We start from the raw sequence: 21,681 nt of genomic DNA, 5'->3' as shown, positions 1-21,681 counted from the left end.
TGATGCATTTAACGTTATTGAAACTAAAAACTCTGCCTATCATTGCCTCTTAACCTTGCAATTACCATTCATAACCTTCTTTCTACTACTAAATACTTAAATACCCCCTCTGACGCGGTTGTCCCCAATGGGTACTGCAGGAGGTAGCATTGATGTGAAGGAGGCGGTGAAGAAAACCGCTCAATTAATCATAGCTAGCTTCAGCATAAAACCAAGTGAATGTGTATTGAGAAATTATGATACCATAACGAAGAACGCAATCAATACCCTAATTAAGCTATTCCCTGAATTATCAAACGACGTAAACGCATTAGTAGGTAAGTTTGCTGAGATTCAGGAAAATGTTAAGAAGCTCATAGGCACAACGGACATTAGTGAGTATGCAGACAGCATATTGACAATATTCACAGTATACAACGTTAACCCTGGACTATACGCAGCCTTTACTGCACTACAAGCTACAGAGGCCATTAAGACATGCGGTGACTCTGATGCAAAGTTCTTCCTGGCAAGGACAATATTGGCTGGCGCACTGCCATTTGATTTATACACGACACTACTTGATTATTTAAACATGGATCGTACGTTTCCAATAAATCTTTTCAAGGCATTACTTGAGTCATCTAAATAATTTCTTAAAAATATCATTCATTCTTACTTAATTATTTGAAATAGGTAAGATGGCGTTACTGGTGTCCTACTGAGCTTAACCCTAATACCTGACCTAATACTTATCGCCTTCTCAAGAGCCAGGAATGTGCTTGCCAATGCACCCGTCGTCCCAGCCTCACCAATACCACGCAACCCACCTGGCATAATCGATGGCATATTCAAGCCTCTAGTCAATACCTTATATACCACGTCAGGAGGGCTGGGCAGTCCGTAATCCGCGAGGGTCACATGAAGCGGTGTTCCATCATCACTGTATATAGCACCTTCCCAAAGCACTTGCGCAATTCCCTGGAGTATGCCACCATGAAGCTGTGCCTCAACCTCCTCCTCAAGAAGTGGTTTACCGACGTTATAGACCGCGTAGTAATCAATCACATTAGCCATCAGGGTCTCTGGGTTGAAATCGACAACCGCGACATGGGCGCCCGGCGCGAGTATGGTAATGCTTGGTTTATAATCAACCTCCTCCTCAATAACAATGCCCCTTGACTTAATGGCATCAATCAATGATAGACCCATTGATGATGACTTCGATGTAATCCTCTCCGCCAGCTCCGTAATCGCTGCCGCAACCACAGTGGCACTCCTACTACCGAATGTGCCAACACCGTAGTTAAGGGTTTCGGTATCACCAGGCACAACCTCAATTAATTCCTCGGGCACCCCAAACACCTCAGAGGCGTATTTAGTGAATGCGGATGCGTGGGCGTGACCCTGTGGTCTAGAACCAATGTAGAGCCTTAACTTGCCATTGCCAATCACGGCCTTAACGCCCTCTCCACCAAACGTGCTTACATAGAGCGCAAAGACAACTATGGAAACACCCTTACCTGGATACCTACTTCTTAACTCATAATAATGCCTAGCGGCGTCCTCGAGAATTGACTGGTAATTGGCAGGGTCAATAACAAGACCTAAAGGCGTCTTGTAGGTCTCGCCATCCCTAATTATGTTCCTTCTCCTGACCTCGACGGGGTCCATGCCCAATTCATCGGCTAGGTCATCAATTAGGGTTTCATGAATTAACGCGGCCTCGGGCCTACCTGCGCCTCGGTATGGACCGGAGGGTGGTGTGTTCGTGAAAACGCCGATCGCCCTGACCCTGGCCGCGAGCATTCTATAGGGTCCCGTGGATAGGTTCGCTATGAATATCGGCGATGACGCGTTTATGGTGAAGTTATAGGCGCCCAGGTTAACAATGACTTCGCCCTCAATACCCAGTATAGTCCCATCCCTCTTGGCGTAGAGCTTCATCCTAGACTTGACGCCCCTGCCCTGAGTTGCATTGTTCAAGTGCTCAGTCCTCGTCTCAACCCACTTAACGGGTCTCTTCAGCTTCATTGATGCTATCGCAGCGAGTACGTACTCGGGGTAGGCCGGTGTCTTGTTGCCAAAACCACCGCCAACGTTCTTAGGGGCCTTAACCACAATCTTATCAATCGGTAGCCCGAGGACCTCCGCCAGGTCTGACCTGACCCTAAACGTTGATTGAGTGGATACATAGACGAGGAGCTTATCGCCATTGTAATAAACGACGCATCCCTTGGGCTCCATTGGGTTGGCGACCAATCTGGCTTGCTCAATCTCCCTCTCAACAACCACATCTGCTTCCTTAAACACGTTAAGGTCACCGCCCTCCAACGTGGTATCCAGGGATGCGTTTGTGCCTATCTCTGGGTGTATAATCTCCTCATTCCTTAATGCCTCGTCTATTGTAATTACAGGTTTTAATGGTTCATACTCTATCGATACCTCGTCTACGACATCCTCAAGTGCATACGTGGAGTCTGTAACCACCGCCGCCACTGGTTGTCCTATGAAATTCACAGTGCCGTTGGATAATACGGGCATTTTAATGATCCTAGCGTTAGACACAGGCATAGAAGGCATTAGTAGGTTTCCAATGTAATTGGCTGTTAGGAAGAGTAGAAATTTAGTACTTGACGAATCAATCCTTAAGACTCTGGCCCTGGCGTATGGCGACCTAATTACATGGAGATAAACCATGTTGTCCATTTTTATGTCATCTAGGTACTGGGAATTGCCCATCACTATGTCCAAGTGTTCCCTAACCGGCATTTCATTGCTATTGGATAATGAGTGGCATTTAAAGAGTGTGGCTACGCATTAGATAGATTAGATAGAAAGGTTTTTAAGGATTGAAAATATTGTACAATGATGAGCTCCAGTGTAGGCAAGGAGGTTGTGGATGCATTGGAGGAATTCATGGGTAGAGTATTTCCGGATATTGTAGGCGCATTGGTTGTTAGGCGCGATGGCTTGCCAGTGGCCTTTAAAGTTGGTGGTGAGTTCAATGCAAAGGTGGTTAGTGCGATGGTGGCAATAGCAAGAAGTACAATAGATAGGCTCGGTGCGGAACTAGGACTTGGGGAATCAGTAATAAGTGTATCGCAATACACCAGGAACACGTTATTGGTGGCGCCGTTGAGCAAGGACTTAATATTAACGGCAATAGCAAAGCCTGATCCAAACCTAGGTCTGGTGCTTCTGGAGATAGATAAATTAAAGGATAAGCTAACAAAGATACTTATTGAATAATACGCTTAATATTTCCCATAAGTAAAATATTTTGCTTCTGATATTTCTTCAGTTTCTCTATGTTAAATGCATTACTAGTGGAGAGAATGGTTAAGAATAAAGGCTACGGGCAGGATGTAGTACCAGCAGGAGGGAAGAGAAATAAGGTAGGTTCTAGGTTTAGGTGCCATAAGTACTAATCAGTGTCAATATCATGTAAGCTATGTCCTTTATGGAGTCTAGGACGTCGTCAATGCCGAATATCAGGCTCATGCTACTCATGAACTCTACGTACGTTAATTCCTTCGCACTTGCATATAGCTTATCCAGGGCGGAGTCCTTTATGTCATCAACCTCCTCCTCAAGTTTCTGTATTCCCATCACCATTACCCTAATATCACTAAAGCTCCTTACGTTTAGGTCATTTATTATCTCAATAAGCATCTTCAAAGCCTCCTTACCTATCCTAAGCATCTCCAGGAACTCCTCCCCAAGGAAGTTCCTAACAGGCTCCGTATTGCATAAATAATACGTACGCCTCAACTCCCTTGATAATACGTGAATACCATCTAGGATATCATCTGACTTGTTGAGTATCGTGTCCATTATAGAGGCTGTGGTTATTGGAACAGCCCCCTTAAGTACATAGTCATTTATCTGCCTAACGATCTCATCACCCTCACGCTCAAGGGCAGCTATCTCCCTCATGCCCTCAGAGACCTTAGTTTTACTTATACCGCTATTCTCCATGGCGCTAAGTACCATGTTCTCCAGTATACCCATTGCCTTCTGACTAAGCCCTAAATGTGTCACTAACCTGCCTAAGAATTCTTTCTCCCCAACGTAAAGCGGTGACAATATCTTGCCCCAAAAATCTCGTATTACCCTGGACATTTCCTAATTTTATACTAGATTGATATAAAAACCAATTCCTTACCTGCTAAACAGACTCGCGTTCCCCGCATTACCATTACTAAACAATTAAAATTCCCTGGTAATTTAATTAGTTAAGGTGATGATGATGATGAACCCAACAGACTGATGAAGTAGAACGCCGCTACTGATGAATTAAATAATGTAGAATTAATTAAAAATTGAATTATTAAGGTTCATGAGATTACTCATGCCCTTGCAATAATCATGTAGAACTTACCAATTTGTTTACATATAGCTGGTACCTGGCCTATACTTAGGGCAACTATGCATGGTTCGCCCCCACCAATCTTAGTACTTATGTCAAGTAGGTACTTATCATCAACCTTAGCCTTACTGAAACCACCGTTTACTGGGTATACAGCTAGGAAGTCATTACCCATGTACTTGAACTGCATTTCCATGCCGTAAACCTCATAATAGCGGGAAACTGGGGAACCGGCCTCCCTGATCCTTAACCTTATTGTTACGGGATTGCCCTGGGTATCCGTGGTTTTATAAATAACGTATGCACCATCTCTCTCGAACATTGACCAATCCCTGCCAGCCAGGTAAACAATCGCATGTATATTTACGGGTACCGTAACTACCCTGGTTACCGTGTATATCGCTTGAACAATATCATTCATGCTGAGCATCAATATCCCCATTAATCGGAACTTCCTATTGCCTTTTTAATCTTAACTTTTCTTTAATTGTAGAAAATCAACGCAGGAAGTAATTCTCGTACTCCTTAACGTACTGAACACTCTCCTTAACGCTAAGGAACATCTTCTTCACGTACTCAATATCCTCCTTGCTAATCTCCTTATGGCCAATTTCCTGAGCCCTCAACTGGGCCGGTGCCAACAACTGTATTGCATACCTAAGACTTTCCTCGGCGCCTATCTTCGTCAACACCTCAAGTGCATCATTTGCCAGGGACACCTTCTCCTCTCTCGCCCTAATCTTTATTATCTCCCTAACCTCATCAGGCGTATATGGCTTAGTCCTGATTATGATGAGCCTATCAAGCATGTCCAGCGGAACACCGTGTGGCGACTCAATGTCTGTGCCCCTAATCTTCGTTATACCCCTATTGGTGGCTAGAATGAGTATTGGACTCAGCTCACTCTCCATGGCCCTACTTAGGTACGCCCAGGTTTCAATATCAAGCATGTGAACATCATCGATAAACAGAACACCAGGTACTAACTCGCCCTTACCATCATTTATGACCTTCATTACAAACTCGTCAACCGCCTTCCTAACCTCACTCGGTATCTCGCGCTCCTCGGCTGCAAAGCCAAATATCATGGCGCTCAACAATCCCTGTTGTCTTGCTTGGTATATGTCGAGGTCATTAAGCGTGAAAAACCTGGTGATCTCCTTCTCCTTATAAACAGGGCCCTTTGGTACTTCGGTCTTCCTCTTGACATAGATATCAAATGCTTCACCACCCTCACCCTTACCCTGAACAAACACCCTACCAGTCTCCTCATCAATCCAAATAACATCACCCTCCTCAACTCCAAGCTCAATCAACTGCTCAGCGATTTCGGCAGGCACCTTTAGCTTCTTCTCCTCGTCTTTGGTGGCCAGGGTTATCGTTGCACTCCTGGGTATCTGGGCATAGGGATTGTATGGATGCTTGCCGTACTGAATATCAAGTCCCTTAACAACACCCTCATAGACCCTGCGCCACTCCCTAATCCTAACACCAATGGCGCTCCTAAGGGCTCTGGTCAGGAACTCAGTCTTCTTAACCTCCATACTATAGACCTCGGCTGCGCTTATTTGCACGAATGGCGTGTCTGGACCAAGCTCCCTGGCAATTCCTATGGCGAGTGCCGTCTTGCCAGTACCTGGTGGACCTACTATTAGGACACCCTTACCGCCGAACTTACCAGCCCTAATCATCTTAACCACGTAGTAAGCAGCCTCCCTAGCCTCGACTTGCCCAACGAATCCATCCGCGGAGAACTGCACCTTACTATCCCTAATGCCTAAACCTTTGATGTGACTATGTAACCCAACTCTTTCGAAGGTTGATTTCACCTCCTCAATCTTTATCTGGGACATAGCAAATAACGGAGTTAAAACGCATAATCTTTAAACCTTTTTAACGTAAACCACGTGCATAACCAATAAATGCAGAACGAACTAAAACACAGTCACTTATTTAATGCTGAATAGTATGGACTCCTCGTTGGTTGGCACATGGACATTATCAATCCCGTACTTAACCTTCAACCTCTCAAGGAACTGCAGAGCCTTTATTGCATCCGTATGCACGAGAAGCACCTGGGTATCTGGATTAAAGTGGTTAATAAATGCCTCAAGCTCCGCCCTACCACTGTGGGAACTAAAGTCGAACCAGTACAGCTTCGCCTCAAGCACAATCTCGGCCTTATCAATGAATGCTCTACCCCTAGTTAACAATTCAAAGCCAGGCGTATCAGGTGCTTGATAACTCGGTAGTATCACGGCGTTCCTTCTGTCCCTACCTAATTTCTTTAGGTAGTAAACTGCGGCGCCACCCTTCAGCATTCCTGCCGGTGAGACTATTATCACGGGCTCCTTGGTTAATGACCTCCTTTGATAGTCCGTGGTAACCTCGAGGCTGTTCTCCACGGCCTTAATGTAAAGCTCAGGGTTCGCCAGGTAATGCGGGTACTTAGCCACTATTTGATTAACAACCCTGGCCAATCCATCAATTATCACAGGGTAATCAATACCATTCTTATAGAGCGTTATTAGGATCTCCTGAGCTCTACCTATGGTTAGTACTGGTATTAGTACGGAACCTCCGCCTTCAATTGTTTCCTTAATGACCCTAATGAACTCCCTCTCAACCTCTTCCCTGGGTGGATGCGTGTTGGCCACGTACGTACCCTCCATTACAACGACATCAACATCCCTAGGCACATTATTTATATCGGCCCCACGAAGTAGGTTTGATGGCGATAGGTTGAAGTCACCCGTAAACAGTATCCTTGTGCCATTAACCTCGAGCAGCGTTAACATACTACCTGGAACATGGCCAGCGTTTATTATGGTTGCCTTAGTATCCTTCGACACATCGACATCCTCACCGTAGGTTACGGGAATCGCATGATCAAGCACAGCTTTAATCTCCTCATCCTCATAGGGTAGGTAATACCCACTTAATTTCATTGCGTCCTTAAACATCACGTCAGCCAATTCAAGGGTTAACGGCGTAGCGTAGATAGGCGGTGGCGAACTTACGTATAGGCTAGGCAGTGCACCGCAGTGATCAAGGTGGGAGTGACTTAGGAAGACTGCGGTTATGTCCCTAGGCCTGACGTGGCTCGGCATTACAGGCCTATCATTCTCGTCGAAGTTAACGCCATAATCAAAGAGGAAACCCCTGTCGGAATTAACATCCTTAGTGAAAATAGCCATTCTGCCAACTTCTCCTCCACCACCTAATATCTTGACTAATAAATCAACCATTTGTGCAGGTATTTGTAGAAATAACTGGTTTTTGTACTTTGTTGTTACGTTGACTTAAAATAGGTGAGAACTAGCCATGGGTTTTTAATACCTCCTCAAAGTTCTTCATTATCCTGATCTGCCAGGGTTTGAGTTCGATCTCGCCAAGTCTCCAAAGCCTTAGTAATGAATTCATGGTACAAAGCGGGTCCATAGACCAAACATCACTGTTTAGAACCTCGGCCCTAACCCTACAACCGCCGCAATACCCCAGGTATGGACACCTCATACACGGTGAATCACCATAATTCCTCTCCCTAAGCCTAATCACCAATTCCGTGTTTTCCTTAGGCCTCAGCCAAATCTCTGTTAATCTCTCCTTCCTGACATTACCCATTGGTTTATCATTGAAGAATTGGCATGGGTAAACATCACCATTGGGGTAAATCGACATGACCTTCCTACCAGCACTACACGCGCCCATTCTGCTCACGAGTCTTAACTTACCCATGAACTCGTCTTCATCATTGCTTGTTAACAGGGAAGCAACTACGCCATCAGCCGGGTTATCCACAGTCAATACCTCAACATCTGGGTAGTTCCTTGCGACCTCTATTAACTTAATCAGGAACCTTAGTAATTGGTCTGGGCTTGGTAATAGATCAATGATCCCCCTGCCCCTACCGCTGGGTACTAGGTGGTAAAAGGCAACTCTAGATATACCCAGCCTATGTGCCAACTCAACAATCTCAGTTGCACGATCAATATTTAGCCTGGTAACCGTGGTCCTAATACCAACTGGTATACCAACCTCCATAACGTTCTTAATACCTCTAATCGCCAAGCTCCATGCTCCCGAAACACCCCTTATTCTATCATGAAGCTCTGGGATTGGCGAGTCAATACTTATCCCGATGTATTGAACACCCAATTCCCTGAGCTTCAAGGCCCAGTCCCTGGTGATCAATGTGCCGTTAGTACTCAGGGAAATCTTTATGCCATAATCACTGGCCCTTCTCATCACTTCAGTAATGTCCTCCCTAACCAGTGGTTCACCACCACTAACAATAAGGAGGGGTGTCCTTAATTCATGTGCATCCTCAATAATCCTAAGCGCCTCCTCGGTTGTCAATTCATTCCCTGAAAGCCCTTGTATTGCATTTATGTAGCAATGAATGCACTTGAGATTGCACCTGTATGTTATGTTCCAGAATATTAACGGCCTACTGATATCCGTGAACTCCCTACCACTCCTCACATAATCATGGCCCTTAATCGACAGACTTACTGTACCACCACCAACCACTAAATTCGTAATGTTTATCATGGAACAACCAAGATAAAATCCGCTGTGTTATAAATCCTTACTTACACAAACACTGATAAAATAACACTGAACAATTTATTTAAAGTAAAGGCATTAATAAGCAGGCCAATGCGTAAATGGCCACTTAAGGAGAAGCCACTACTCGTATTCTACGAAACCACTAAGGCATGCCCACTGGCATGCAGGCACTGCAGGGCCAACGCACTGCTCAAACCATTACCCACTGAATTAAGTACCAGGGATGCCATGAAATTCATAGATGACCTAACCGGGTTTGATAGGCCGTATCCTGTATTGATTCTCACAGGCGGCGACCCGTTAATGAGGGATGACGCATTTGAAATAATGGATCATGCCAAGTCCATGGGCATTCCCATAGCCCTATCGCCCGCGGTGTCAACGAAATTACTTAATGAAGACCTGCTCAGGGAACTAAAGAAAAGGGTTAGTTCCATGTCAATAAGCCTGGATGGCGCAAGGCCCGAGACTCATAACTACATTAGGAGGACGGCGCTGGAACAGATCGATGTATTTAAGGCGACACTGGAGGTTTTTGATATATTAAGGAAGCTTGATATTGAGTTTCAGGTGAACACGGCTGTCATGAAGTTAAATGTCCATGAATTACCGTATATATTTAAGATCGTTAAGGAAAGCGGCGCCAATGCATGGGAGGTCTTCTTCCTAATACGTGTGGGCAGGGGCATGGAGCTTGAGCCCCTGGACCCTTGGGAAAGCGAAGATGTTGTTCAGTTCCTATACGAAGCATCGCTATACGGACTTCAGGTAAGGACCGTTGAGGCACCCTTCTTCAGGAGAATCATCATGCAGAGAAGATCGGGCATGAATTATGCAGGCGGTAAGCTATACCAGGAATTAACGAGTAAACTTAGGGAAATCATGGGCGAACCACCAACAGGTACAAAGGTATCCAGTTTTACACCAACGAGGGACGGCTATGGAATAATATTCGTCGCCAGTGACGGCTCAATATACCCAAGCGGCTTCCTACCACTCACCCTCGGTAATGTAAGGAAGGATAACATAGTTAAGGTGTATAAGGAGCACCCAGTACTGAGGACAATAAGGGAGGCTAGGTTCAACGGTAAGTGTGGTGTATGCGAGTTTAGGGACATATGCGGTGGCTCAAGGGCAAGGGCATACACCGAACTAGGAGACCCACTCGCCTCAGATCCGGCCTGCGTCTATGAACCTACTGCGAAATAATTTCATTGAAATACCTTACAAACCCAAACCTATTGAGCACTTCATTGATCCACTCCCACCTTAGGTTATTTCTTACATTATTATTCCTCATTAATTCCCTGATTATGGCTATGTACCATGGTAGGTCCCTATTAACAACAACAGACACGATTACATCCTCAATGGACGCATAGGGAATACTCCCTATGAGTATTGCGCGCGAGAGTAGCCCCGGAACCAGGGACCTTTCAACAACTACTGAACCACCTAAGGCATGGTTAACTGTCTCGTAACTGTTGTAAACCATGACATCAATGATATTCGGAATATTAAAAATACCGAGCCTTCCACCAATAATCTTCACTAGGCTTGCTAATCCACATGCATGATCTATATTCAATTCAACAAGCCTCCAGTGAACCTCATCGCAGGTAAAAATACTCATGGTAATTAACCCTACCCACCGCACTCCCTCATTATCTCGCTATCACCAATGCCAAGGCTCCTCAATACCCTTAGTGGGCTTAGATTAAGGAATACTACGTCATCATTATCCAGATCAATGGCCGTTATAGACCCTGTGCTAATACGTAACTTATAGATATTACTCAGTGGTAACCCCGTAACCAGGGCCACGATTGTTGCAATAGGGTGCCAATGACTCACTGCAATCACGGATTTCTCATTAACACCCTTAACGAAGTTTAGGAAATCCACGGCCCTATTAACCACAGACTCCATTGACTCACCACCAGGTGGGTGATACCTAACTGGATCCTTCCTGTAATTATCAAAGGGAACCTCACTTATTTTCTTAAGCTCCCACTCACCCATGTCTATCTCCCTCAACCTCTCATCAACCTTGTAATTACGGTCAATGCAATCGGCGGTCTGGCGTGCACGCAGTAATGGCGAGGCAAACACAGGCCCGTGAACACCCATCCTACGTAAAAGCAGCGCAGCCGCGGCAACCTCTAGCCTTCCCTTATCCGTCAATGGATTATTTTCATAATTCCTAGAATGAAGCATTCCAAGTACATTTAACTGTGCCTCCCCATGCCTAACAAGGTATAGTATCATGATAATGATTACGGGAAGGCGAGGTAATAAAGCATTACTTAAATCACAATCACTGGGTCTGGCCAGTAATTATCAAGGATCTCGACCCTACCGTCCGGCTTAATTGCAATATTGCTCTCAAGCCTAACACCAAACCTACCGGGCAGGTATATGCCGGGCTCGATGGTGAATGCGCTGCCCCTTGGCAGGGCCTTATCATAGGACTGACTTATAAATGGCTCCTCATGAACCTCAAGGCCAATCCCATGCCCAGTCCTATGTATGAAGTACTGACCATAACCACCCTCTGTAATGACCCTCCTGGCAATTGAATCGATGTACGCGCCAGTGACACCCTCCCTAATACTGGCTATTGCCTCATCGTGAGCCCTTTTTACCAATTCATAAACATGCCAAAAGTAACTGGGCGGATCACCAATCACGAGAGTCCTCGTTAAATCACCATAGTAATCATTGTACGTCGCAGTAACATCAATGACCACTACGTCCCCAACCTCAATCCTTCTCCTGGAGGGTGTCCAGTGAGGTATCGCTGAGTTAGGCCCCGATTGAACAAGCACATCCCTAGGCTCGGCGCCAGCATTACTAATGGTATCGCTAATCATCCTAACCACATTAGCCTCAGTCATTCCAGGCCTAATTGATTCATGAGCAAACCTTATGCCCTCCTCAATAGCCTTGACTGCACGTTCAATGCTTGCCAACTCATCTTCATCTTTACTAATCCTCATTGATGCCAATAAGTCATCAATTGAATAATCACTAAATTCGCCAATCGCCTTACGTAGGACCCACAGGTAATTAAGTGTGGCCCTACCCTCGAGACCCACCCTTCTAATGACCCCACAATTACTATTAACAAAGGACTTAATTGCGTTTAGTGGACCCTCGTCATCGCCATAAACAATGTATGGTAACTCCGTGGCTTTAGCCTTACCCTCATCAAGCCTCGGCAGAATTAAGGAGTGGGAACCATTGCCTGGGCAAATTATTAATGCGCCAAACCTTTCAAAAGTATCTATGTAAGAACCAACTAGGTACCTAAAGTTGGGGCCTGAGATTATGATGGCTAGTTCCACCGATGAATTACGTAACTCAGAGATAAAACCGTTAATTCTTTTTGTAATTGCCACGATAATTTAGACCCGCGTGGGGTTTAATTAATTATGGGTTCAGCAGAGGCCGCTGTCATTCATTCAATCAGTACCCGTAGACTCATCACTAATTTACGCATTACTCTACGGTTTAAAGTTCTTTATTCCCATTGGACATCAAAAGTAACTCACTTACTTGCCTGCGACGCTTGAAGGAATGCCATGGTTCTTAACTTCTCAATTATATTTAGTAAGAGGGGCGTTTTTTCCCTATCCACGACTATGTATATGTCATTGTCATACCTAAGTACGTGTTTTGCAACTATTTGATTCGACTTCATGACTTGGACTAAAAACGTTACAATACCCACCGGGGCCTTTCCGGCAAACATTATCCTTACCATGCCGTATTCATCAACCTTGGACTCCGTGCAAACACTCGTTATGTACATAAGGGGTGCTATTACATGCATTCTATTTCCATCATTAAGTATTATGAAGTGGACCTTCGTGGCAGAAAGAAGATCCCTAAGCTTGAACACCTTCTCCTTATTCTCCTCCGTAAGCGCGATCTCAATCTCACCCATGCCGCTATATGTTATTATCTCAGCCATGCTCAGGGCCTTGATTATGTCTGGGTATTCATTAACTAATTTATAATTCATGGAGATCCTCTCTAGGGCTTTGACTATCGTGAATACCTTGGTGTCCTTACCAATCATTGAATCAACCAGCGGCTTAATACCCCTTGCAAGAGCCGAGAGGTTGACAAGCCCGCTGGACAGCAGTGTTACGTAGAGGGGGTTCTCCTCAATAATGATCCTAACGGCTTGCTGGATACTTAAACCTTTGGACACGAGCATTAATTTTCACTTTAGATATTAATATTTCTTACTTAAAAATGCATATCATGTCAAAAATAAGTATTTTCATGACTGGGTCTAAGGATTATTATGAGTAATAATGTTTAAAAGTCATAGGGTGCGTGGTTTACCTGATGTTGCCCTTGGAATTAATGCTGGCCATCGCAATACCAATTATAGGACTAGCACTGGCTGGCTACAATGCGGCGTCGGTACTGGGGATCAAACCAGGGAAGAGGGAATTGACAGATATAAACATGCTCATTGCTGAGGGCGCCAAGACATTCCTAATGAGGGAATACAAGACAATACTACCAACAGGTGTCGTGCTAACAGTCTTGATATGGGCCGCATACTACGTATTGTTTCCAAAACCCATTAATGGCCTAATGTCGGGCCTTGCAGCCCTCGCCTTTGCCCTGGGCGCAATCGGTAGCGCAGCTGCCGGTTACATAGGTATGTACGTAACAACCAGGAGCGCGGCAAAAACAGCCTGGATGGCTAGGAACGGCATGGGTGCGGCCCTAAGTACATCCTTCAAGGCCGGTACGGTGATGGGCCTATCACTCGCCAGCATTGCGCTGTTGGTAATTACCATATTGTACATGGCATATTCATCGGTTTTACCAACTCCTCTGTGGGCTGAGGCAATGGCACCAGTGGCGTTTGGTGCCAGCCTAGTATCATTGTTCATAAGGGTTGCTGGCGGTATATACACGAAGGCCGCCGATTGGGGCGCGGACATTGTTGGTAAAGTTGAGGCTGGAATACCAGAGGATGATCCAAGGAATCCAGGAGTAATCGCCGATAATGTTGGTGACAATGTGGGTGATTGTGCGGGTATGGCTAGCGATGTCTACGAGAGCTTCATAGTAGTACTTGCAGGTGCATTACTACTGGCCGCAGTTTTTGGATTATCATCAACCTTAATTAGGTTATCCGTAATGATAGCCACACTAACACTAATAAGCACGCTAGTTGGTGTCCAAGTGGTTAGGGGTGAGGTTAAGGGTAAGAGCTTAGCCTCCGCAGCCATGGGCAAACTAAACATGGCACTTTATACGACAATAATAGTTGCTGCTATACTTGTTGCCATATACGCATTCGTTGCGTTCCCATTAATGGAAGCAACAGCAATATTCATATCCGATCTACTGGGCATGATAACGGCGATAGTCGTCCTATACGTAACGGAGTACTTCACCCACTACACATTCCCGCCGGTTAGAAATATCGCAACCCAGGCCACATTGTCAGCATCAAACGTCATAGTTGCCGGTTATTCATATGGATTATTGAGCGCCGTCCCCACAATACTAATGGTGGTGACTGCCCTTGGTGCATCATACGTGTTGGGCTCCATGTATATACCACCAGGCGGTGTTAGGGGCGGCATATTCGGCACCGCAATAGCATCCGTGGGCCTGCTGAGCCTTGCCGGTATAGTCATTTCCCTGGACTCATACGGCCCAGTGAGTGATAATGCGGGTGGTCTCGTGGAGATGACGGGCATGGAGGACGTGAGGGAAATAACGGACTCCCTCGATGCCATAGGCAATACCTTCAAGGCAACTACGAAGGGTTATGCAATTGCCAGTGCCGGTCTAGCTGCCTTGATCCTGTTCATAGGCTTCATATACGAGGTCGTGGAAAGAATGGTACAGATTAAGGGTATACCGCTAACGATACAGACCTTGACTGGCTATTTCGGTGAATTAACAGTTGTTGATCCAAGGATAATAATTGGTGCTCTGGTTGGGGTTGCCCTCGTGTACTTCTTCTCAAGTAGTACCCTGTCCTCTGTTGGTAAGGCAGCCGGTGAACTCGTGGAGGAGATTAGGAGGCAGTTCAGGTCTAAGAAAATACTCGAACTTTGGCCTCAGGAGAAGCCTGATTATAATAGGGCCATTGACATAGTGACCAGCCATGCCTTGAGGAGTTTTCTCATACCTGGACTATCCGCAGTCATTATTCCAATAGTCCTTGGACTGGCGCTTGGTTGGATTGGTCTCGTTGGTTTAATCTTTGGCGTAATAATCGCTGGTTTCCCAAGGGCTCTACTCATGGCCAATGCGGGTGGCGCCTGGGACAACGCTAAGAAGTACATTGAAATCGAGGGTCTTGTTATCAATGGACAGAGATTTGGCAAGAAGAGCGAGCCGCATAAAAATGCAGTAGTTGGCGACGTGGTAGGTGATCCATTCAAGGACACCACAGGGCCTTCACTTAACCCATTGATTAAGGTCGTTAATACAGTATCGATAGTCTTCGCACCACTGATCGCCTATGTTAGCCTCATTAATCCAGCGGCAATACCAATAATCCACATAATCCTGGTTGTGATTTCCGCATTGTAGGCATTGAGATCATTGACTTTTCTAAAAATAACAAATTAATATTAACCTAATTGATTATTTTATAAATAAATCATATTTATATGATCCTATTACCATGTAATGAACCGTGTCTCTTAGTTTAGTATTTATAATTATTATTAATGATTAATCAATAGAAAAAGTATTAATAATTATCGATATAATAAAATTTATAAAAACAGGAGATCCCTAAAAATACAATGGGTTCTCTCGGTAAGTACGTATTAACATTCGAGGAAGCTGATCCTGACGATGTTAAGTTAATAGGTGGTAAGGCATCGAGTCTCGTCCTCATGACCAGGCTCGGATTACCAGTACCGCCAGGCATTATAATAACAACCAAGGCCTGTAGAGAATACTATGACAGGGGTGAGAAACTCCCTGAGGGCTTAATGGACGAAGTAATCAGGGGCGTTAGATACCTTGAGGAGAAGACCGGGTATAAGCTTGGTGATCCTGAAAAACCATTATTAGTTAGCGTTAGGTCCGGCGCAGCAGTATCAATGCCGGGCATGATGGATACTGTGCTAAACGTTGGGCTTAACGATAGGACGGTTTACGGCCTCGCCAAGAGAATTAATAATGAACACGGCGCCTATGATGCATACAGGAGATTCCTAGCAATGTTCGGTAGGATAGTTTTGGGCATCCCTGAGGAGGAATTCAATAAGCCGCTTGATGAGGTTAAGCGGAAGTATGGCGTGAAGGAAGACCCGGAAATACCGCTTGAGGGCCTTAAGGAGCTTGTCGAGATTTACAAACAAATATTCAATAGAAGGTTTGGTAAGGTATTCGATGACCCATGGGAACAATTAAAACTCTCAGTAGAGGCTGTGTTTAAGTCCTGGAACTCACCAAGGGCCAAATTCTATAGGGAGGCCAATAAAATAACACCTGAAATCGCAGACTGCACTGCCACGGCCATCGTAACGATGGTGTTCGGCAACGCCGACTGGAGATCAGCAACCGGTGTTGTATTCTCGAGGGATCCTGCCACCGGCGAGAACAGGCTTTATGGTGAATACCTACCCTATGCTCAGGGCGAGGACGTAGTAGCCGGTATAAGGACTCCTAAACCAATTGAAAAGCTTAAGGAGGAGATGCCCGAGGTTTATGAGCAGCTATACAACGGTGTTAAGCTCATTGAGAAGACTAAGAAGGAGGTTCAGGATGTGGAATTCACCATTGAGAAGGGTAAGCTCTGGTTCCTACAGACAAGGAATGCCAAGATGAACCCACTCGCCGTCCTGAAAACGAGGGTTGACATGTATAAGGAGGGCATGATAACCAAGGAGGAAGCCATAATGGGCGTTAAATCCGAGCACATACTTCAGATGCTCTATCCAAGGATTGATGAGTCCAAGGCAGGTAAACCATTAACCAAGGGTATAGCGGCGTCACCAGGCGCCGTGAGTGGGCAAGCAGTCTTCGATCCTGATAGGGCTGTGGAGTGGTCCAAGGCAGGTAAACAGGTTATCCTTGTTAGGGAGGAGACGAAGCCAGATGATGTTCATGGCTTCTACGCATCAGTTGGGGTATTAACCAGCAGAGGTGGCGCAACGAGTCACGCAGCTGTCGTGGCAAGGGCAATAGGTAGGCCTGCGGTTGTTGGTGCCGAGTCACTACAGATTGATTATGGTACTAGGACTGCCAGGGTTGGCGACTCCGTGTTTAAGGAGGGTGATTGGATAACGATTGATGGCTTCACGGGTAATGTCTACTTGGGTAAGGTACCTACCATAGAGCCTAAGCTACCGCCTGAGTTCTTTGAGTTCTTGGACATGGCTGACTCAGTGGCTGTATTTGAAATAAGAGCCAATGCGGACACGCCTGATGATGCCACGATAGCCAGGAAATTCGGCGCAAAGGGAATAGGGTTACTTAGGACAGAGAGAATGTTCAGGGCACCAGGAAGGCTTGAATTATTTAGGAAGGTCATACTATCAGATAATTCAAACGAGAGGAAGGAACTACTTGACCAACTAGCTGAGATGATGAAGAGGGACTTCCTAGAGATACTTGATATAATGGAGGATTACCCAGTGACCATTAGGTTATTTGATCCACCATTACACGAGTTCCTACCAAACTTTGAAGAATTGGTCACAGAGGTAACAAGGGCCAGAACCCTGGGCAAGCCAGACCCAGAGAAGGAGAGGCTATTGGCTAGGGTTAAGGCCTTGATGGAGGCTAATCCAATGATGGGGCACAGGGGTGTTAGGGTTGGTATAACATTCCCAGAAATATACGCCGCGCAAGTCAAGGCAATGCTATCTGCAGCCCTAGAATTAAAGAGGAGGGGTAAGCACGTAGAGTTACAGATAATGGTACCGCAAGTTGCCGAGGTTAGGGAACTCGAGTTGATAATTAACAACGTTGTTAAACCCACGGCTGAGGAGGTATTTAAGGCCTATGGTGATAGGATTGAGTTTAAGATTGGCACGATGATGGAGACCGTCAGGTCATGCCTAACAGCCGATAAGATTGCCAAGGTTGTTGACTTCATGAGCTTCGGAACGAACGACCTAACGCAGGCGGTCTTCAGCTTCAGTAGGGATGATGTGGAGAACAAGTTCATGAGTAAGTACTTGGAGCTTGGTATACTGCCCTACGATCCATTTGTGACAATTGATGAAGATGGAGTTGCAAAAATAATGAAGATCGCAATTGATCTAGCCAGAAATGTTAAACCCAATATAGAGATTGGCATTTGCGGCGAGCATGGTGGTGATCCAGACTCAATAAAGATACTCGCTAGGGTAGTTGGTAGGGGATTGAATTACTTCAGTGCATCGCCATATAGGGTTCCAGTGGCTAGGCTTGTGGCTGCTCAGGAATCATTGAAGATATTGGGCAAGGCACCGAAGATACACATATATTAATATCAAAAATATTAAGGCGATAAATTCTCTCAAAAATTTTTATTATTGCTTCACACCTCATGGGAACTAAATAAGGACAGTAATACCGTATGGTGTCCATTAGTCATTATTAATTGTCAATAAACTTCATTATTAGTCAAATTTTTGAAATAAAAAGCTTAAAATAAAGACTGTTATCCCCTAAGGACGTATGGCAGTAATAATAGCACTTATGCAATACGTGTTATCGATCGTGTCAGGGATACTGGTTGGATTTTCATTAGGACTTATTGGTGGTGGCGGTAGTATATTGGCAGTCCCATTATTCCTATACTTCGTCGGACTTGACACAGTACCTGACGCAGCCCACATAGCCATTGGGACCACGGCACTAGCCGTTGGACTTAACGCCTACATAAACTCCTATATGCACCTTAGGAAGAAGAACGTGGCGCCAAGGGTAGGCGGCATATTCGCTGGCGTAGGCCTTGCAGGCTCCTTAATAGGGGCTTACCTAGGCCACATAACCCCAGGCACTGACCTACTCACATACTTCGCAATAGCAATGATTGTACTCGGCATCTACATGGCAATTAGGAGGGAGTCTACACGGGCAGGCACTGTTGATGAAGTTAATCATGTGGTGAACGCCTTTCAGAAATGCCCAAGGCTAACAACATCAACAATACTCAAGGTAGCGATCTTCGGCTTCATAGTTGGTCTAGTTAGTGGTTACTTTGGTATTGGTGGTGGATTCCTAATAGTACCTAGCCTGATGTTCTCGGCTGGGCTCTGCATAACAAGGGCTATTGGAACCAGTCTAATCAGTGTCGGTACGTTTGGTGTCGCAAGCGGCGCTGAGTATTGGTATTACGGTGACGTACTAATACTCATAGCCCTACTCTACGTCGCTGGCGGCGTTGTGGGTGGTTATGCTGGCACCAGTCTGGCTGTTAAGGTTCCGAAGAGCACACTTAGGATTGCGTATGGCGCAATAATAGTGCTTGTGGGCATATACATGTTGATGAGGGTTTACCATATAATACCGTAATTACTTAAAATTAAACAAAGGGGAAGAAAATTAATTACCAGTTGTTAATTGATTATTCTAATGAGGATCATTAATTACGATAAACTTATGAACTTCATTAGGAGTAATCCGCAGTACGAGTTTAGGGAGACCGAGGGCACTGTCGAGTTGTTATTCCATGCCCCAAGTGAAGAGGAGGCGGCTGGTACTGAGGATGTCAATGACGAGGCTGGTCCAATGATAATAGTACTATTTACCAAGAGAGGTGATGAATTGGTGCCTAGGGAGGCTTGGATCGAGAGAGGCGGGTCTAGGCAAAGGATGAGTGTTGATGAGCTCGATACTTGGCTCGAATTCGTTGACATGTACACGTGAATAAGGCATCTTCGTAGTTGAATTAAGTTTTTAAGAATCTCCTTTTACTTAGGTGCCTGTGAGTTTAGTAAGAATTGGTATCGTATTAGTTATAATTGGGGCATCAATGATGTTGATAGCCAATATCTTTATGCCTAGGGTATATAATGTAATGGTTAGTACCCTGGATAACATAACTATAAACTTGGATGTGTACTCGAAATACCTAATTCCAATTCACTTAAGTAATCCCGCGTACATAGTTGTGGTTCTTAATAATTCATACCCGTTACCGGTCTACGTATTTGATGAACTTGGACACTCATTGACGCCACTAAGTTATAGGCAAGAACGTGGCGTGTACCTATTGGCATACCCGCTTTTGAACCACGGCAATTATTCCCTGGTGCTATTCAACGATTATCCAGAGCCTATCAACGTTTCGCTTTCAATAACTGAATTATCTCAATATCTAATAAACAATGCACTAGTTATTAATTTGATAATGGATTTTGGGGCCGTGATGTTCTTGTTCGGCATCGCACTAATATTGATGAAAGTCCTATATGCCGCTAGGTTTAGGGTTATTAGTGATACAAAAGCTTAAAAGATAGTGACTCATCACGTGATTAGTGTGAGTACTGATGAGCGTGGCATACCTTGTACTGGATGTTCTAGGTGTAGTGGCTCTGAACGAGAACGGTGATGTAATAGCTAAGGTTCTCTATGAGGGTAGTACAGACGAGATAGCGGACAAGATGAATAGGCTGGGGGCTGGCGAACCAATTGATGAGATCATAAAGATGATAAATGAACTTAAGGATAAGGGTGTTACAAAGGTTATTGTTGAAAATAGGGAATTGGCTAGGAATTTGACGAATAGGGTCACCGGTATCGAGATTAGGTCAGAGTTACCCAGTAAACTTGGTACTCTGTATAGGGGTAATATTAGTAAGTACATTAAGGAAATCTTTGGGCTAAACGAGGATCAGTACTTGGCCAGGGTTTATGAGATCACATCAATCCAAACAAGGCATAAGTTAAGGCAGGTTGCAGAGAAGAGGGATTTATTCATAGCCCAGGCAATAAGCTCTGTTGATGACTTGGATAAGATACTCAACCTAATAAGTTCAAGAGTTAGGGAGTGGTATGGACTACACTTCCCAGAGCTTGAGGACTTAGTCAAGGATCATGGCGAGTACATGACTTTAATAACCGAGTTGGGACACAGGAGTAACTTCACCATTGATAACCTGGTTAAGTTAGGGCTATCTCAGGACAGGGCTAAGAGAATATCCGAGGCCGCCGGCAAGAGCGTTGGCGCCGAGATGGCAGATTGGGACTTGGAACCCGTAAGAACCTACGCTAAGATATACGTTCAACTTTCAGATCTCAGGAATAAATTATCGCAGTACATTGATGAGGCATTGATCGAGGTTGCACCAAACATTAGGGAGTTAGTTGGTCCATTACTTGGCGCTAGGCTTTTGATGCTCGCAGGAGGCCTAATGAGACTGGCCCTATTACCTGCATCAACAATACAGGTACTAGGTGCTGAGAAGGCATTATTCCGAGCGTTGAGAACCGGCGGTAGACCACCTAAGCACGGTATAATATTCCAATTCCCAGAGATATTCAGGGCACCAAGGTGGCAGCGCGGTAAGATAGCCAGGGCGTTAGCTGCAAAACTAGCCATAGCTGCCAAGGCGGATGCCTTCACAGGTAATTTCATAGCACCGAGACTAAAGGAAGACCTAATGAAGAGAATCCAGGAAGTTAAAACGCTGTATGCAAAGCCACCGCCCAGGAAGCCCGAGGCTAAGGCAGTCAAGAAAGCACCAGAGAAGAGGGGACCGGCTAAGAAGGCCGAGGAGAAGAGACCTCACGAGAAGAGAGGCGGACGTAGATAGGTA

19 protein-coding genes are annotated in these 21,681 nt (G+C 45.2%); 9 read left to right on the top strand and 10 right to left on the bottom strand.

Annotated elements, in window-relative coordinates; genetic code table 11:
• The first annotated feature begins 127 nt into the window (after positions 1-127).
• Positions 128-631, top strand: a complete 504-nt coding sequence (locus Vsou_RS08300; protein WP_188603753.1) for a hypothetical protein — start codon at positions 128-130, stop codon at positions 629-631.
• A gap of 23 nt (positions 632-654) precedes the next feature.
• Here the strand turns inward: Vsou_RS08300 and Vsou_RS08295 are convergent, their stop codons facing one another.
• Positions 655-2,751 carry a xanthine dehydrogenase family protein molybdopterin-binding subunit gene (locus Vsou_RS08295; RefSeq protein ID WP_188603754.1) on the bottom strand — a complete coding sequence of 699 codons (2,097 nt, stop codon included), beginning with the start codon at positions 2,749-2,751 and terminating at the stop codon, positions 655-657.
• 99 nt (positions 2,752-2,850) lie between these two features.
• Between Vsou_RS08295 and Vsou_RS08290 the strand changes: the two genes are divergently transcribed.
• Positions 2,851-3,231 (top strand): roadblock/LC7 domain-containing protein, encoded by a 381-nt coding sequence (locus tag Vsou_RS08290; protein ID WP_188603755.1) that lies wholly within the window; start codon positions 2,851-2,853, stop codon positions 3,229-3,231.
• Between the two features lie 159 nt (positions 3,232-3,390).
• On the opposite strand, the gene Vsou_RS08285 is transcribed toward Vsou_RS08290, so the two are convergent.
• The 5 genes from Vsou_RS08285 to Vsou_RS08265 all read right to left on the bottom strand — a co-directional run bounded on the left by Vsou_RS08285 (position 3,391) and on the right by Vsou_RS08265 (position 8,905).
• The gene (locus tag Vsou_RS08285) at positions 3,391-4,104 is read right to left on the bottom strand and encodes a DUF47 domain-containing protein (RefSeq protein WP_188603756.1); all 714 of its coding nucleotides are present in this window, start codon (positions 4,102-4,104) and stop codon (positions 3,391-3,393) included.
• A gap of 227 nt (positions 4,105-4,331) precedes the next feature.
• Complete coding sequence (locus tag Vsou_RS08280; protein WP_229709900.1) at positions 4,332-4,793, bottom strand: hypothetical protein; 462 nt, start codon at positions 4,791-4,793, stop codon at positions 4,332-4,334.
• A gap of 55 nt (positions 4,794-4,848) precedes the next feature.
• Complete coding sequence (locus Vsou_RS08275; protein ID WP_188603757.1) at positions 4,849-6,204, bottom strand: RuvB-like helicase; 1,356 nt, start codon at positions 6,202-6,204, stop codon at positions 4,849-4,851.
• A 96-nt stretch (positions 6,205-6,300) separates the two neighbouring features.
• Positions 6,301-7,599, bottom strand: a complete 1,299-nt coding sequence (locus Vsou_RS08270) for an MBL fold metallo-hydrolase (RefSeq protein ID WP_188603758.1) — start codon at positions 7,597-7,599, stop codon at positions 6,301-6,303.
• A gap of 70 nt (positions 7,600-7,669) precedes the next feature.
• Positions 7,670-8,905: a radical SAM/SPASM domain-containing protein gene (locus Vsou_RS08265; protein WP_188603759.1), complete on the bottom strand. Its 1,236-nt coding sequence runs from the start codon at positions 8,903-8,905 to the stop codon at positions 7,670-7,672.
• A 108-nt stretch (positions 8,906-9,013) separates the two neighbouring features.
• On the opposite strand from Vsou_RS08265, the gene Vsou_RS08260 reads away from it, so the two are divergent.
• A complete protein-coding gene (locus Vsou_RS08260) occupies positions 9,014-10,132 on the top strand; it encodes a TIGR04053 family radical SAM/SPASM domain-containing protein (protein ID WP_188603760.1) in 1,119 nt (372 codons plus the stop codon).
• On the opposite strand, the gene Vsou_RS08255 is transcribed toward Vsou_RS08260, so the two are convergent.
• The 4 genes from Vsou_RS08255 to Vsou_RS08240 all read right to left on the bottom strand — a co-directional run bounded on the left by Vsou_RS08255 (position 10,119) and on the right by Vsou_RS08240 (position 13,148).
• Positions 10,119-10,556 (bottom strand): hypothetical protein, encoded by a 438-nt coding sequence (locus tag Vsou_RS08255; protein ID WP_188603761.1) that lies wholly within the window; start codon positions 10,554-10,556, stop codon positions 10,119-10,121. The genes Vsou_RS08260 and Vsou_RS08255 overlap by 14 nt on opposite strands.
• A gap of 11 nt (positions 10,557-10,567) precedes the next feature.
• Positions 10,568-11,191 carry a histidine phosphatase family protein gene (locus Vsou_RS08250; protein ID WP_188603762.1) on the bottom strand — a complete coding sequence of 208 codons (624 nt, stop codon included), beginning with the start codon at positions 11,189-11,191 and terminating at the stop codon, positions 10,568-10,570.
• Between the two features lie 38 nt (positions 11,192-11,229).
• Positions 11,230-12,324: a M24 family metallopeptidase gene (locus Vsou_RS08245; protein ID WP_188603763.1), complete on the bottom strand. Its 1,095-nt coding sequence runs from the start codon at positions 12,322-12,324 to the stop codon at positions 11,230-11,232.
• 149 nt (positions 12,325-12,473) lie between these two features.
• Entirely contained in the window at positions 12,474-13,148 is a 675-nt protein-coding gene (locus Vsou_RS08240; protein ID WP_229709901.1) for a hypothetical protein, read from the bottom strand.
• A gap of 134 nt (positions 13,149-13,282) precedes the next feature.
• Here Vsou_RS08240 and Vsou_RS08235 point away from each other — a divergent pair, with 134 nt between their 5' ends.
• From Vsou_RS08235 to Vsou_RS08210, 6 genes are all read left to right on the top strand, one after another.
• On the top strand, positions 13,283-15,505 hold the full coding sequence (locus tag Vsou_RS08235) for a sodium-translocating pyrophosphatase (protein ID WP_188603764.1): 2,223 nt from the start codon (positions 13,283-13,285) through the stop codon (positions 15,503-15,505).
• A 218-nt stretch (positions 15,506-15,723) separates the two neighbouring features.
• Positions 15,724-18,405: a pyruvate, phosphate dikinase gene (gene ppdK, locus Vsou_RS08230; protein ID WP_188603765.1), complete on the top strand. Its 2,682-nt coding sequence runs from the start codon at positions 15,724-15,726 to the stop codon at positions 18,403-18,405.
• Positions 18,406-18,595: 190 nt separating this feature from the next.
• Positions 18,596-19,435, top strand: coding sequence for a sulfite exporter TauE/SafE family protein (locus Vsou_RS08225; RefSeq protein ID WP_188603766.1), 840 nt, complete (start codon positions 18,596-18,598; stop codon positions 19,433-19,435).
• Between the two features lie 60 nt (positions 19,436-19,495).
• Positions 19,496-19,789 carry a hypothetical protein gene (locus Vsou_RS08220; protein WP_188603767.1) on the top strand — a complete coding sequence of 98 codons (294 nt, stop codon included), beginning with the start codon at positions 19,496-19,498 and terminating at the stop codon, positions 19,787-19,789.
• Between the two features lie 58 nt (positions 19,790-19,847).
• A complete protein-coding gene (locus Vsou_RS08215; RefSeq protein ID WP_188603768.1) occupies positions 19,848-20,375 on the top strand; it encodes a hypothetical protein in 528 nt (175 codons plus the stop codon).
• Positions 20,376-20,412: 37 nt separating this feature from the next.
• Positions 20,413-21,678 carry a C/D box methylation guide ribonucleoprotein complex aNOP56 subunit gene (locus Vsou_RS08210; protein ID WP_188603769.1) on the top strand — a complete coding sequence of 422 codons (1,266 nt, stop codon included), beginning with the start codon at positions 20,413-20,415 and terminating at the stop codon, positions 21,676-21,678.
• Positions 21,679-21,681: the final 3 nt, after the last annotated feature.

This window comes from Vulcanisaeta souniana JCM 11219 (assembly GCF_026000775.1).
GTDB lineage: Archaea > Thermoproteota > Thermoprotei > Thermoproteales > Thermocladiaceae > Vulcanisaeta > Vulcanisaeta souniana.
Note: the sequence above shows the minus strand (reverse complement) of the source record. Positions and strands in the feature narration are given on the sequence as shown.

What these genes read in the sequence shown, in the direction of transcription:
- Vsou_RS08300 (WP_188603753.1), top strand. Translation starts at nt 128, where the DNA reads ATGGGTACTGCAGGAGGTAGCATTGATGTGAAGGAGGCGGTGAAGAAA.
- Vsou_RS08295 (WP_188603754.1), bottom strand. Translation starts at nt 2,751, where the DNA reads ATGCCGGTTAGGGAACACTTGGACATAGTGATGGGCAATTCCCAGTAC.
- Vsou_RS08290 (WP_188603755.1), top strand. Translation starts at nt 2,851, where the DNA reads ATGAGCTCCAGTGTAGGCAAGGAGGTTGTGGATGCATTGGAGGAATTC.
- Vsou_RS08285 (WP_188603756.1), bottom strand. Translation starts at nt 4,104, where the DNA reads ATGTCCAGGGTAATACGAGATTTTTGGGGCAAGATATTGTCACCGCTT.
- Vsou_RS08280 (WP_229709900.1), bottom strand. Translation starts at nt 4,793, where the DNA reads ATGGGGATATTGATGCTCAGCATGAATGATATTGTTCAAGCGATATAC.
- Vsou_RS08275 (WP_188603757.1), bottom strand. Translation starts at nt 6,204, where the DNA reads ATGTCCCAGATAAAGATTGAGGAGGTGAAATCAACCTTCGAAAGAGTT.
- Vsou_RS08270 (WP_188603758.1), bottom strand. Translation starts at nt 7,599, where the DNA reads ATGGTTGATTTATTAGTCAAGATATTAGGTGGTGGAGGAGAAGTTGGC.
- Vsou_RS08265 (WP_188603759.1), bottom strand. Translation starts at nt 8,905, where the DNA reads ATGATAAACATTACGAATTTAGTGGTTGGTGGTGGTACAGTAAGTCTG.
- Vsou_RS08260 (WP_188603760.1), top strand. Translation starts at nt 9,014, where the DNA reads ATGCGTAAATGGCCACTTAAGGAGAAGCCACTACTCGTATTCTACGAA.
- Vsou_RS08255 (WP_188603761.1), bottom strand. Translation starts at nt 10,556, where the DNA reads ATGAGTATTTTTACCTGCGATGAGGTTCACTGGAGGCTTGTTGAATTG.
- Vsou_RS08250 (WP_188603762.1), bottom strand. Translation starts at nt 11,191, where the DNA reads ATGATACTATACCTTGTTAGGCATGGGGAGGCACAGTTAAATGTACTT.
- Vsou_RS08240 (WP_229709901.1), bottom strand. Translation starts at nt 13,148, where the DNA reads ATGCTCGTGTCCAAAGGTTTAAGTATCCAGCAAGCCGTTAGGATCATT.
- Vsou_RS08235 (WP_188603764.1), top strand. Translation starts at nt 13,283, where the DNA reads ATGTTGCCCTTGGAATTAATGCTGGCCATCGCAATACCAATTATAGGA.
- ppdK (WP_188603765.1), top strand. Translation starts at nt 15,724, where the DNA reads ATGGGTTCTCTCGGTAAGTACGTATTAACATTCGAGGAAGCTGATCCT.
- Vsou_RS08225 (WP_188603766.1), top strand. Translation starts at nt 18,596, where the DNA reads ATGGCAGTAATAATAGCACTTATGCAATACGTGTTATCGATCGTGTCA.
- Vsou_RS08220 (WP_188603767.1), top strand. Translation starts at nt 19,496, where the DNA reads ATGAGGATCATTAATTACGATAAACTTATGAACTTCATTAGGAGTAAT.
- Vsou_RS08210 (WP_188603769.1), top strand. Translation starts at nt 20,413, where the DNA reads ATGAGCGTGGCATACCTTGTACTGGATGTTCTAGGTGTAGTGGCTCTG.